The sequence below is a fragment of the Paenibacillus sp. FSL H8-0457 genome (assembly GCF_038051935.1).
GTDB lineage: Bacteria > Bacillota > Bacilli > Paenibacillales > Paenibacillaceae > Paenibacillus_AQ > Paenibacillus_AQ lautus_A.
In genome coordinates this window covers 767,762-781,274 of the sequence record NZ_CP150293.1, presented here as the reverse complement: position 1 = coordinate 781,274, position 13,513 = coordinate 767,762, and the positions used below count along the sequence as shown (strand labels likewise).

Here is a 13,513-nt window from a genome sequence, read left to right as displayed (position 1 = left end):
CTTTAGGTAAGTGTTCGTTAAACTTGCGTCTGTACATAACATCATGCCCGTTCAAGGGCTTATGTCAAACGTCATTTCCGATCACAGCGCACGGACATTTTCAAGCCTGCCCGCGGGTTTTAGAAAATGTTTTTTTGATGTCCTTTTTCATATTTCCCCCGAAGAAAGCGAGGAATTTATTCATGCCCCAGCTCGTAGTTAAACCGAACAACCGTCAGCTCGCCTTTGATGAAATTCGCCTCTCCGTCTATGCCGACCGGACTCTGAAAGGATTGGACATGCTCGATAAGGAGCGTCTGCTTCGCGGCGTCAATGCCAAATTGCGCGGTGAGCAAGTTACCGGCGAAGAAATCAGCAGCGCCTTCACGATGTCCGCCCTTGAGCTTGTAACCAAAGAGGAGCCGAATTGGAAGTTTGCGGCTGCGCGTTCGTTTCTGACCTCTTTATATAAAAAAGCGGCTACCAACCGCCGATACAAAGCATACCCGGAAGAACCATACGGTGCCTTCTACCCGCTCATTACGGAGCTTGTACAGAAAGGCATCTATCGCGAGGACCTTCTGACCAGCTACACCAAAGAACAAATCGAAGAACTCGGCGAATGCATCGATCCAAGCCGCGATCTGCTGTTTGATTACATCGGTCTGTTGACGCTGGCTGAGCGTTACCTGGCAAACGACTTTGACGGTCGCGTCATGGAACTTCCGCAAGAACGCTACATGGTCATCGCGATGTTCCTCATGCATAACGAGCCTGCCGACAAGCGTCTTGACCTTGTCAAGGAAGCCTACTGGGCCATGAGTAACCTGTACATGACGGCGGCTACGCCGACCATGTCCAATGCAGGTAAAAAAGTAGCCGGCCAGCTGTCCAGCTGCTTCATCGATACCGTGGACGACTCCCTGGAAGGAATCTTCGATTCCAATACGGACATCGCCCGTCTCAGCAAAATGGGCGGCGGCATCGGGGTATACCTCGGTAAAGTCCGTGCACGCGGCTCTGACATCCGTGGTCACAAGAATACCAGTTCCGGCGTCATCCCTTGGATTCGCCAGCTGAACAACACCGCTGTTAGCGTTGACCAATTGGGAACTCGTAAAGGTGCCATCGCGGTTTATCTGGATGTGTTCCACAAAGACATCCTGTCCTTCCTGGATCTGAAGCTGAACAACGGCGACGAGCGCATGAGAGCGCATGACGTGTTCCATGGCGTATGTCTGCCCGACCTGTTCATGGAGGCTGTCGAAGCTCGTGAAGAGTGGAGCCTGTTCTGTCCGCATGAAGTGAAGAAAATCATGGGCTGGAAAGACGAGAACGGCCGTCCGCTAGGTCTGGAGGACTTCTATGACCATACTCAAGGCGAAGGCGAATTCCGCCAAAAATACGCGGAAGCCGTAGCGAACCCGCTGCTGCCGCGCATTACCGTACAAGCCATCGACATTATGAAGCGCATCATGAAGTCCCAGCTTGAAACCGGTACGCCGTACATGTTCTACCGCGACACGGTCAACCGTGCGAACCCGAACTCGGCTCATGGCATGATCTACTCTTCCAACCTGTGCACGGAGATCATGCAGAACCAATCTCCGACGGTCGTTGAGCAAGAGGAGCTGGTTACGAAAGACGGCCAAACCCGGATCGTGATTTCCAAAATCCCTGGCGATTTCGTTGTCTGCAACCTGAACTCCATCCACTTGGCTCGTGCCGTACCTGCCGGTGTGCTGGAGCGTCTCGTTCCGATCCAGGTTCGCATGCTGGATAACGTCATCGACATTAACAATATTGAAGTTCTGCAAGCTCAATACACCAACAGCCAATATCGCGCGGTCGGTCTCGGCACCTTCGGTCTGCACCACTTGCTGGCGCTGGAAGGCATCCGCTGGGAATCCGACGAAGCCGTTGCCTATAATGACAATCTGTACGAACACATCAACTACCTGCTCGTCAAATCCAGCATGGAGCTGGCCAAGGAAAAAGGCCACTATCCGAAATTCAAAGGCTCCGACTGGGAGAGCGGCGAGTACTTCACGTTCCGCGGTTATACCGACGGCGAGCATGAAGGCAAGTTCGTGACCACCGAACAGTGGCGTGAATTGCAGCAGGAAGTGCAAGCGAACGGCGTCCGTAACGCATGGCTGTTTGCCATCGCGCCGAACGGCTCCACTTCGATCATCGCGGGTTCCACGGCGAGCATCGATCCATTGTACGAACTTCTGTCTTATGAAGAAAAAACCACTTATAAAGTGGCGAACCCTGCTCCGGATCTGTCCGAGAAAACGATCTGGTACTATAAAACGGCTTTCTTGATCGACCAGCATTGGTCCATCAAAATGGCTGCCGCACGTCAGCGTCACGTTGACCAAGCGCAAAGCTTTAACCTGTACGTCCGCCCTGATATCCGGGCTTCGGAATTCCTGGAGCTGCATCTGCATGCCTGGAAAGCCGGTATCAAATCCACGTACTATGTACGCAGCCGTGCGTTAACGATTGAAGAGTGTGAGTCGTGCGCAAGCTAAGAGTTTAGATTAACCTTTTTCGAACCCACCCAAACCCTCCCTTCCAAGGGAGGGCCCCAAGGGCTCTGCCCTCTGGACACCCGCAAGGTGGGTAAGATGTGAATGAGGCGCTTCTTAAGTTACTTTAGTGGCTAGGAGCGCTTTCTCCCTGCGGGAACGCTGGAATGCGGCGCGGGGACTTCTGAGTTACTTCGTGCCATTTGTTGAGTTACTGTCTGCTGGGACCGCTCTCCCCTTGGGAATCGCTTTTCATGCGGTGCGGGGACCATTGAGTTACTTCGAGCGTTTGTTGAGTTACATCTTGCTAGGAGCGCTTTCCCTACGGGAATCGCTGGAGGCTTGGTTCAATACAAGCATCGAACAGCTGCATGCGGGGGTTCACGCATTGCAGGCGGGAATTAGCTTTCTAACTAAAAGACTACAAGGGTAAGGGTATCCAATCGGAAGAGTTTACGTCCGCCTTTGGGAGCCCTTTGCAACCTTTACAATACATTCAGGCAAAGGGCGGACAACAGCGGCTGGAGATGGATACCCGTCCCGGTGTGAATACCCGTCCCATGAATATGCTGGGAGGTTTCCCTCGGCTTCGCCTCTGCGCCGCCCTATTATGAAATACAAGGAGAGAAAATCGGCATGCAAATGCAAAAGATATTTAACACCGAAGCACCCAACCGCTCCACTCGCGTCATTGAAGGTGAATGCTCCGGGATCCTGAACTGGAACGACATTCGGATGCCTCATATGTATAAATTGTATAAGGTTCTGCTGCTGAACCACTGGATCGCGGATGAAATCCCGATGTCCAAGGATGCGCAGCAGTTCCCGCGCCTGGACCCTGAAGAGCAGCGCACCTTCAAAATCAACATCTCCCTGCTGGCTGTGCTCGATTCCATGCAGACGATGTTTGTCAGCGATGTGAAGCGTTACTTCACCGACTCGTCGCTCGAAGCCATCTCGGCCATCATCGGTCAGCAAGAGGTGGTTCACAACCAATCCTATTCCTACGTGCTTTCCTCCATCGTGTCGGAGCAGGAGCAGAAGGAAATCTTCGAATACTGGAAGCATGATCCGGTACTTCTGGAGCGCAACCAGTTCATCTCGAACATTTACCAGAATTTCCGCGACAATCCGTCGCCGCAATCCTTCTTCGAAGCCATGGTCGCCGACCTGATCCTGGAAGGGATTTTCTTCTACAGCACGTTTGCCTTCTTCTACAACCTGGCCCGTGACCAGAAGATGATGGCAACCAGCCAGATGATCTCCTATATTCAGCGTGACGAGAACCAGCACTGCTACTTCTTCGCCGAAGTGTTCAAGCAGCTGCTCAAGGATTTCCCTGAGCTGAACACTAAAGAGAACATCGACTACCTGTACCGCACCATTGACCGTGCCGTCGAGCTCGAAACCAACTGGGCCCACTACACGCTCAGCAATGTGCGCGGCATCGATCTGAACGAGTTGAGCGATTACATCAAGTACATCGCGAACCGTCGCATCACCATGATGGGTCTGGAAAAAGCTTACGAAGGCGTGGACGTCAACTGCATGCCATGGATCAAGCCTTTCTCCGACGAAGCCCTCAACGCAACGAAAACCGACTTCTTCGAAGCCAAATCCCGTAACTACGGCAAAGTGGGCGACGACAACGGCTTTGACGATCTATAAGTTTCCTTCATATACACAAAACCTCCGAGGTCCCCTAAACAGGGATCCCGGAGGTTTTTTTATGCCTTTATATGACGGCTGCAATCCGTTCCTCTACATCAAGCGTTACCCCCTCGCGGCCCAGACCTCAATCTCCACCTGAAGGGACGGCATCGCCAGCGCGGGCACGTAGGCCATCGTCATGGACGGCGCCTTTCCCCCGTGGAATTTCTCCCATACCCGGTGGAAATGATCCCAGTCGACCTCCTGAACCGCCCAAATGTTGATTTTGACGATATGATCCGCCGACATGGTTTCCGAAGCCAATACCCGCTGAATATTCGCCAAGGTGTTCTCTACTTGCTCCTTCATATCCGCCGGCAGATTCCCCTCCCTGTCGGTCCCCACCTGGCCGGAGAACACCAGCAGCTCCGCCCCTCTCGCAACCTTGGTTACATGGGTATACGGACCGATCGGCGGGGCGATGACGGTCGGATTGAACCGCTGAATCGGGGGCGAGGCCTCCTCATCCTCTTCATTCAACAAAGCCAGTATCTGATGGTCCTCCCACTTCCCGTTAATCTTCACGTTTTTCCTGGCGATGCCTTCTTTATGGAAGCCGGATTTCAGGAGCACTCGGATCGAGCCTAAATTATGCGGCATCACGCCCGCTTCAATCCGGTGAAACTTCAATTCCTGAAAGGCAAACCTCACCACCATTTGAACGGCCTCGGTCATGTACCCCTTTCCGTTATGGTCCCGGTCCAGAAAATAACCGATCCAGCAGCTCTGCAAATTCCCCCGCACCACTTCCGTCAGCATGATCTCGCCGATGATCGTTTCGGTATCCCGCAGTCCAATCATATAGAGATACGCCTGATCCGCCTTGCTGGATTCCCGGGCCTTTCGAATCCGTTCGAGTTGTCCCTCAAAGGTATAGAATTCGTCGTCCCTTAAGCCCGTGAACCGTTGGAAAAAATCCCGGTTATCCACCTCGAGCTTCCATAGCGCTTCCGCATCCGATTCCTCTACCGACTTGACATAGATCTGTTTTCCTTGCATGAACATGGTCTACCTCTCCTTTGCTCGTATCATTAGAAACGCAAAAAACACCACAGCGTACCTGTGGTGTACATGCCGATCTATGCAACCACAAGCCAGCGACCTGTGGTGTTTTTAATTCCACTGCTCCCTCATTTCAGTCAATAGCATGAAGGATCCTTGATCGCCGAATATCCGATTTTGGACAGACTTCTCCCGTCATCGGACCGATCAAAGAAAACAGCGGTGGAGTATCCCATGCCTTTGGACAACGACGCCAATGATCTTTTTTTCATGTGAATACTCCTCCCTGCCAAGATTTCAACCATCTATGTTCATAACAAGTATCTTGCCTTATGGCTCGCTAATTCCATCGTCTCGATTACCCATAGGATACATGAATCTGCATGAAGGATCAAATCCGCTAAGCTACATTCACATGACCGTTCCCTTCGGATTGCCTTTGGACGGGCCTCTCCCCTGCTTGATATGCTTCAGCTGGGCCACAATGATGACGCTGATGACCACCAGCAGGAACCACGAGCTGATTTTTCCGATATGCACCAGACTCCATGTCCGTTCCTGTCCCGGATAGGTCCAGGCCCCGAGAAACGTGGAGATATTCTCAGCGATCCAAATAAAAAAACCAATCAACAGGAACGACAGCACCAGCGGCATGCGCAAGGTTTTTCCGTCAACGTCGAAATACACCATGGTTCTGCCAAACACCACGAACAACAATGCGGTCAGGAGCCAGCGCGCATCCCATACGTAGTGATGGGTAAAGAAATTGGCGTAGATCGCCGCGCTGATCAGCACGGTCAGCACAGGCAGCGGCCAGCCGGTGATGCGCAAATTCATTCGCCGCCAAGCCTGGCAGATATAACTGGCTACGCTCGCATACATAAAGCCGCTGTACAGCGGAACGCCGCCGATTTTGCTCCAGCCCTCCTCCGGGTAAGACCATGAGCCCATATGCACTTTATACAGCTCCAGCATCAATCCGATGACGTGAAAGACACAGATAACCTTCAGTTCATCCCATGTCTCCAACTTGCTCACCAGCATCCCGATTTGCGCCAAGACGCAGATGAGAAGAATGAGATCATACCGCGGCAAACCCGGAATCTCAACCACCTTGGTCAGTCCCAGCGCGCCGAAGATAATCACCGGAAATAGGCAGGACAAAGCCTGCTGATAACCGAAAACCCACAGCTTCCGTATAAATTCCATAAGCTCCTCCTAGCCCCTACAATCGTATACTTCACCCTACCACAGACCGCGAATTGAATAAAAGAACAGCTTTGTCATATTTCATCCAAGCCATGGAGCGGATAAACAAAATAAGAGAGCAGCCCCTACAGCTGCTCTCTCATCGGTTAACGGCCTATCCGACGATCCTTAAGGTTATACATGCGTCATGCATGCTCTTAGGTTCAACCCTGTTCAATCGCTAGATTATATTCGGGTTCCCGGCATCTTGCGCCGGTCTCAACAGCCTGAAGGCTCATCCTCTTCATACAGCCGGGGCATGCCCGGTCAGAGAGCGACATGGCGAGTCGATTTTTTCTTTTTGACCCGTAACAAAAATGTAAGAGGTATGGCTACCACCGCCACCATCGTGCCGATCATGAACACGTCATCAATGCCCATGGTTGTTGCCGCACGCGGAGTCACAGTTCCGGCGCCCATGTAATAGGATGTTCTGGTTACCACCAGCGCACTGAAAATGCCGATGGATAACGAAGCCAGTCCCTGGCGCGCCCAGTTCGTAATGGACGATGCATGGCCTGAGTACTCGCTGGACACCGCGCTCATCGCGGCGTTCGTTAACGGCATGTTGCACAGCGCTATGCCGAGGCAGCGAACCAGCTGCAGCATGGAAATGTACAGAACCGACGTATTCGTGCCGATCCCGCTGAAAGCCAGCGTAGCGGCCACAATGATAAGGACACCCGTGATGACCAGCCGGAACGGACCGATCCGGTCATAAAATTTGCCGATAATCGGCGATGCCGCCGCCATGACGATCGCGCCCGGCAGCATGATCAATCCGGTATCCATCGGGGACAGCTTCAGCACGGTCTGCAAATAGAGCGGCACTAGCAAGGTTCCCGTATAGAGGGAGATCGTCACGATACAGTTCAAGATCAAGCTGTACCGGAATCGGGGAAATTTGAAGACCTTCAGCTGCAATAGCGGGGACGAAATACGCAGCTCCCACTTAATGAAGAACAGCAGCAGCAGAATTCCGGCGACGAGCAAGGAGATCGTCTTCCAGGATCCCCAGCCCCAATCGTTGCCATGGCTGAAGGAGAGCAGCAAACAGGAGCTGCCCGCCACCACCGTCAAGAAGCCGAGGAGATCGAAAGTCTTCTTCCCGGTCAGTCGATAAAAAGGAATGAATTTGCTTACGATGACGATCGATATCAGGCCGATAGGGACATTCAGGATGAAGATCGATTTCCACCCGAAGTATTGCACCAGCCATCCGCCCAGGGTCGGCCCGATCACCGGCGCCAGCATGGAAGCCAGGCTCCACAGGCCCATGGCATAGGCCTGCCGCTCGCGCGGAAACACCTGGTAGATGATCGTCATCGTAATCGGGATGATCATCCCGCCGAAAACGCCTTGCGTGATCCGGAATGCGATCAATGTTTCGATGTTCCAGGCGACAACGCATAGCAGCGACGAGAGGGTAAACCCCGTCAATGCAAGTACGAACAGCCTTTTATAACTTAACTGGTCCCCCATGTAGCCTACGATGGGGGCCACGATCCCCGTTGCCAGCAAATACCCGGCCATCAGCCATTGGGTTGTGCTCAGCGTGGCATGAAACTGTTCCATCACCACCGGAAAGGCTACGTTGATAGTGGTAATGCTCAGCACCGCGAGAAAATTGCCGAAAAACACGGCGCTCATAATTAGCCAAAATGAAGATTTTTCGTCTGTGTTCACAAGAAGCCTCCTAAACAAAGTAACCCCGCCCGGATCTGATGAACAGAACTGGTGGCAGGATTACTTAAACATAATATTATCATTTACTCCGTTGGAAATAACTTTCGGCCAAGCAATCGCAGCAAAATATACAGGTTATCCGCCTCGTCCTCATCCAGCTGCTTGAAGGATTCCATAACGGCATAGTCCCCCTCGCTGCGCGCGTCGAGTACCAGCTGCCGCCCTTCTGCCGTAAAATTGACATAGTGGCTGCGTCCGTCTTTCGGATTCGGCGTTCGAATCACCAATCCCCGCTGTTCCAATGCATCGACCAAATAGGTAATCGTTGCAGCTTTAAGCTCCATGTGTTCAGCCAACCGGTTGGGGAGCCACGGTCCCTCCTGCTCGATCAAACTTAGGATTTTATACTGATTCATCGTCAAATCGTTCTTTCTCAAATGACTCAAGAAAGACACGACACGATGCCTCGTCATTTTATCCGATAACTCACGATACATGTCCATGAGTCTCTCCACGCTTGCTTCTCTTCCGTTCTCCAGAGTTTTTCACCTCGTTTCCTATTTTAGTTCAATCATTCTAACTTGTAAACACCATTTTCATGATTTTCATTCTAATTCATCCCAATTATAGAGGTGTAACTGAATAATTACTTAAATCGTTCAAAGTTTATTTCGAGAAATTGAACCATTCTAATTCTTAAAATCAGAAGCATCTAAGGAGAAAAATCTCTCATTCATTCCTTAGCAAAAAACGTTCAGTACAATAATAGGTAGGACAAATGCAAAAAGGACTCGCAAGATCTAGCGATCCGCGAGCCCTTATCCTTCCCGTTTATTCCTCATCATCTGCAAACAATTCATGAAGCATGGCTTCCCGGCGATTCACGAATTCCTTCGTGATCATGTAATGATCCGTTTCCTCCAGGCTCGTCTCTTCCACGCCTTCGGATGTCAGCTTGTAGATGATCGAATCCGGATAAGCCATGACAATCGGCGAATGCGTGGAAATAATAAACTGCGAGTCTTCATGAACCAGGTCATGGATGCGTCTCAGCAGCGCCATTTGGCGAAATGGCGACAAGGCCGCTTCCGGCTCGTCCATGATGTACAACCCGTTGCCGCCGAAGCGGTGCAGAAACGTCGCAAAGAAGGATTCCCCATGGGATTGATGATGCAGCGACTTTCCGCCATAAGACTGCCAAAGCCCCAGCGAATCGACCTCGGAGGCCACATTATAATAGCTTTCCGCCCTGAAAAAGAAGCCGTCCCGCGGCTTCCGGACTCCTCGAACCGTACGGATATATTGATACAGCACAGAATGCGTCTCCGCCGTAGAAAAAGAGAAATTGATGGTGCCTCCTTCCGGATTAAACCCGAGGGCCGCGGCAATCGCCTCCAGCAGCGTGGATTTGCCCATGCCATTCTCGCCTACGATATAAGTAACCTTGGGATGAAAATGAAGACCGTCCATAGCTGCTACGGCCGGCAAATTAAAAGGATATTCATGAAATGTCGGAACACGATCCCTCATCAACGCAACGCTGCGAAGATAGGCAAGCATAGCCGTGTGATCCAAGCGCTTTCCCTCCTTGATATACGGAACCCTATAGTTATAGTCTACTATATAACATTCCAGCTTCGGTTCCAATTCAGGATCATCGCCCGATGCAGGCTGCATTCTACGACGCATTCCTGAAGGAATGAACCCGGGAAGCCCTGCTGCTCTGTCGATAACAGGTAGGAAGCTCCTTCACGCAGTGGATGCCCTGATATTCAAAAAAATGCGCCATCACAGGGCATGCCGGCACCTGGAATGACGCACTTTTTTCATCCGATATTGAATCAGTTGGTACGATATGCTATTCGCTTACGATAAATTCATAGAGCTCCTCGACCTTCTCTTCCGTCAGATCGCCGCTGTTATCAAACACCTTGATGGACGTTTGCGGAATATCCCAGTTCACTTCCGGAACGAAATCGACGCGCTTCTTGAAGTCGTCCCAATGATCCAGCTTCCACTGATCCCGCTCGGTCTGTCTGTCAATGATCCGTTCCTTCTGCAAATCCATGTCCTTGAGCGCAACCACGATGACCTTCACGTCAACGTCGTTCTTCGTTAATCCCGCGGATGCGATGACCTCTTCAATCCATTCGCGGTTCTTGAGCTCCGCCGTGAACGGCGAGATCATAAAGACATTTTGCCCGGCACCCAGGTTCTCGATGCAAATATCCTTGGTCGTATCATATTCCAGATCGCGCAGATTCTCTTTATAGAAGGAAGAATCGCGGTCGTTCGGATCCAGTCCGTTGCTCTCCAGGAACTTCTCGACAAACCGTCCCCCCACCGTATCACGGTCGAGGAATGCAGCCGGTATGCGGACTGCAAGCTTCTTCGCTACGGTTGTCTTGCCTGTGCCGGCCACGCCGACAAAAAACACTAGCTTTTGCAAATGGTATCCCTCCATATGATCTATATCGCTAGAACACCCCTGCCGTCACTCACGCTATCCCTATGCGCGTTCTGTCCGGTAACGGGTTTCTTCAATCAATTCCTCCATCGCGGAGGCCAAACGCTCCTGAAGCACTTCCGCTACGTCAAACCCGCCATCCTCGGTACGCGCCACCTGGGCATCCACGGCGTACACGCCGCCCAGAATATGCCGGGCCCCGATCGAGGACAGCACGGGCTTGAGCGAATAATCAATCGCCAGCAAATGCGCGAGACTGCCGCCAATGAACATCGGAAGCACGATTTTGCCAGCCAAGCCTTTTTGCGGAATCAGGTCCAAAAACGTCTTAAGCACGCCGGTAAACGAAGCTTTATAAACCGGACTTGCCACAATCACGGCATCGGCCTCAGCCACAAGCCCGTTGGCTTTGACGATATGTTCGCTCTCAAACTTCGTATGAATCAAATCCTCAGGGGGCAGCCCGGCCACGTCGATCCGGCTCACCTCGAAATTGGCCGCAGCTAGTGCCTGCTCCGCAAAATCCATAACCGCATTCAATCGGGATCCGGCTGTAGGGCTCCCATTAATAATAACAGCTTTCGCCATAATCATTCACCTCAGCTTATCTTATAATGTCACCATTTCATGCATGCTTCAGATCGCTATGTAGGGTCCTCTCGATATAGAGTCAGACCGCCATAGCCTGTATCTCAGAAAAAAAAGACTTTACAGGATACGGCAAAGTCTTCCGGTCAGCAGTCGCTCTAACATCCGACGTCAATCAGCATAAATCAGAGCAAACTTGTCAGAATTAGTATCATCGTATCAATGTGTCCGCGCTTTTGTCAATGCGGCAGACGCGTCAAACCGACGTTTCCTTATTGCTCGCATCATATAACCGATCACGAACCAGGTCCCCCAAGCGAATAAGGTTTAAGATCGACACCAAGTCCCTCCCTTGATCAGGACGTCCCGCTTCCTTGTTCGGCAAGCAGCGGCGAGTACATCATGAGCGCATGGTTCTCGGTAATCCACTCATCCCGAATCCGTTCGCCTTCCCTGTTGAACACTTTGCGGCCAATGACGTTATGCCTCGCATATCCTCCCCAAACTTCCTGGGTAATGCGATGGTCCCGCTCATATACTTCATAGCGATGCAGCGGAGCGGCGCTGGATCGCCATTCCCCGATCAAATCCTCCTCTGATACATATACCGACAGCTGGTATGTATCGTTCGTCGGATTATAAATCTGAAGGTCCAAATAATTATAGGCGCACGTAGCGCCGCTCCCGAACGGCTGGGTCCGGTTCGCATCCGGAAATACGTCATAGCTGTGCCGATGCCGTTCTTTCACTTCCAGAGGGGTGTGCAGCGTCATCCAGTATATGAGGTTGGACAGCTGGCACAGCCCTCCACCCACGCCGGCCTTAAAGCCTCCATAGAACAGGACCATGCCGTCGACATACCCTTTCCTGCGGGTCGGGCGTCCAATGCTCCTCCAATAGGACAGCGTCTCTCCCGGACGAACCAGCAATCCATCCAGATGGCGCACGGCCAGACGCAGGTTGATCACCTTATGATGCTGATACCACATATCAACGTCCTTGAGCTGGCGTTTCAGCGGGGTTTGGTGTGTGAACACCGAATATCGCAGCGGCTCAGGACTTTGCGTACGGGCGATGCCGCCTCCCTTCTTCATCCATTCCCAATAACGCCGGTACGTAAAATACTGCTTGCCTGCCCACAGGCGGAATTTTGAACGCTTGACGGGTTTCATCCGTGACCGTTCCCCCTTGGCCGTATTGATGTAATTGGAAATATTTTACCACAATAGCCCAAAGGACATCGTTAAAAATCCGTAACCCGCGCATTTGCGCACGACCTTTCACCTATTCTGTTCACAACCGGCACCCTGGACTGGGCGAATGCATAGAGATAAAGCATCGACGTTCCATGAATAACATCCCGTATACCAAAGGAGGAATGAAATGAATCCCCAACAGCCCATTCCATACGTAGGCTCCAAAACCGAATGCAAAGAGCAGCCCATCGCTTTCCCTCCCCAGCATCAAAACTGCCAGCCGGGCCTTGAAAGCCTAATGTCGCCGCGTCCGATCAGCGAAGATCCCGCCTACCGGGGCAGCGGTAAACTGGATGGCAAAATCGCCATTGTGACCGGGGGGGACAGCGGTATCGGCAAAGCGGCCGCCATTGCCTTCGCCAAGGAAGGTGCCGATCTGGTCATCCCATACTTATATGAGACTTCGGATGCGGAAGTGACGAAGCAGCGGATTGAATCACTCGGCAGACGATGCCTCTTAATGAAGATCGATCTGCGCTACAAAAAAAACTGCGAAGCCGTGGTTAACGAGACGATCGCCTGCTTCGGCAGAGTGGATGTTCTCGTGAACAACCATGCCGTCCAGTATGTGCAGCGCAGCATTCTGGACATTACGGAAGAACAGCTGCATCACACCTATCAGACGAATATCTTTCCGTTCTTCTTCATGATCCAGGCTTCGCTGCCCCATATGAAAGCAGGGGCATCGATCATCAACACGGCCTCTATTACGGCCTATGACGGTTTAAAGGAGCTCATCGACTATTCCTCAACCAAAGGCGCCATCGTTTCCCTTACCCGATCCCTGGCCCTTTCGCTGGTCGATCAGGGCATCCGCGTCAACTCCGTCGCGCCAGGCTCGGTCTGGACGCCGCTCATCCCTTCCAGCTTCTCCGCCGATGAGGTTGCCGTATTCGGAACGAATTCGCCGATGAAGCGAGCCGCACAGCCTTATGAGCTGGCACCCGCTTATGTTTACCTGGCATCGTCCATCACTTCTTCTTTTGTCACGGGTCAGGCTATTCACGTCAACGGAGGGCAGATGGTAACCAGCTAGCATGGAT

Annotated in this window: 12 protein-coding genes; 3 read left to right on the top strand and 9 right to left on the bottom strand. The window is 52.0% G+C overall.

Going from position 1 to position 13,513, the window contains the following annotated elements:
• Positions 1 to 182: 182 nt before the first annotated feature.
• Complete coding sequence (locus MHI43_RS03430) at positions 183 to 2,516, top strand: ribonucleoside-diphosphate reductase subunit alpha (RefSeq protein ID WP_012818853.1); 2,334 nt, start codon at positions 183 to 185, stop codon at positions 2,514 to 2,516.
• Positions 2,517 to 3,149: 633 nt separating this feature from the next.
• Complete coding sequence (locus MHI43_RS03425; RefSeq protein WP_012818852.1) at positions 3,150 to 4,181, top strand: ribonucleotide-diphosphate reductase subunit beta; 1,032 nt, start codon at positions 3,150 to 3,152, stop codon at positions 4,179 to 4,181.
• 105 nt (positions 4,182 to 4,286) lie between these two features.
• On the opposite strand, the gene MHI43_RS03420 is transcribed toward MHI43_RS03425, so the two are convergent.
• The 9 genes from MHI43_RS03420 to MHI43_RS03380 all read right to left on the bottom strand — a co-directional run bounded on the left by MHI43_RS03420 (position 4,287) and on the right by MHI43_RS03380 (position 12,386).
• Positions 4,287 to 5,228, bottom strand: a complete 942-nt coding sequence (locus MHI43_RS03420; protein WP_036664608.1) for a GNAT family N-acetyltransferase — start codon at positions 5,226 to 5,228, stop codon at positions 4,287 to 4,289.
• A 134-nt stretch (positions 5,229 to 5,362) separates the two neighbouring features.
• Positions 5,363 to 5,497 carry a hypothetical protein gene (locus MHI43_RS03415; protein ID WP_012818850.1) on the bottom strand — a complete coding sequence of 45 codons (135 nt, stop codon included), beginning with the start codon at positions 5,495 to 5,497 and terminating at the stop codon, positions 5,363 to 5,365.
• Positions 5,498 to 5,636: 139 nt separating this feature from the next.
• Positions 5,637 to 6,434: a DUF817 domain-containing protein gene (locus tag MHI43_RS03410; RefSeq protein ID WP_012818849.1), complete on the bottom strand. Its 798-nt coding sequence runs from the start codon at positions 6,432 to 6,434 to the stop codon at positions 5,637 to 5,639.
• Between the two features lie 306 nt (positions 6,435 to 6,740).
• Complete coding sequence (locus MHI43_RS03405) at positions 6,741 to 8,159, bottom strand: MDR family MFS transporter (protein WP_012818848.1); 1,419 nt, start codon at positions 8,157 to 8,159, stop codon at positions 6,741 to 6,743.
• An 83-nt stretch (positions 8,160 to 8,242) separates the two neighbouring features.
• Positions 8,243 to 8,614, bottom strand: a complete 372-nt coding sequence (locus MHI43_RS03400) for a MarR family transcriptional regulator (RefSeq protein ID WP_341283282.1) — start codon at positions 8,612 to 8,614, stop codon at positions 8,243 to 8,245.
• 376 nt (positions 8,615 to 8,990) lie between these two features.
• Entirely contained in the window at positions 8,991 to 9,734 is a 744-nt protein-coding gene (locus MHI43_RS03395; protein ID WP_012818846.1) for an AAA family ATPase, read from the bottom strand.
• 283 nt (positions 9,735 to 10,017) lie between these two features.
• The gene (locus tag MHI43_RS03390; protein ID WP_012818845.1) at positions 10,018 to 10,608 is read right to left on the bottom strand and encodes an AAA family ATPase; all 591 of its coding nucleotides are present in this window, start codon (positions 10,606 to 10,608) and stop codon (positions 10,018 to 10,020) included.
• Positions 10,609 to 10,668: 60 nt separating this feature from the next.
• Positions 10,669 to 11,214, bottom strand: a complete 546-nt coding sequence (ssuE, locus tag MHI43_RS03385) for an NADPH-dependent FMN reductase (protein ID WP_012818844.1) — start codon at positions 11,212 to 11,214, stop codon at positions 10,669 to 10,671.
• Between the two features lie 356 nt (positions 11,215 to 11,570).
• Complete coding sequence (locus MHI43_RS03380) at positions 11,571 to 12,386, bottom strand: VanW family protein (RefSeq protein ID WP_012818843.1); 816 nt, start codon at positions 12,384 to 12,386, stop codon at positions 11,571 to 11,573.
• Positions 12,387 to 12,597: 211 nt separating this feature from the next.
• Here MHI43_RS03380 and MHI43_RS03375 point away from each other — a divergent pair, with 211 nt between their 5' ends.
• Positions 12,598 to 13,506, top strand: coding sequence for an SDR family oxidoreductase (locus MHI43_RS03375; RefSeq protein WP_036664611.1), 909 nt, complete (start codon positions 12,598 to 12,600; stop codon positions 13,504 to 13,506).
• Positions 13,507 to 13,513 lie beyond the last annotated feature (7 nt).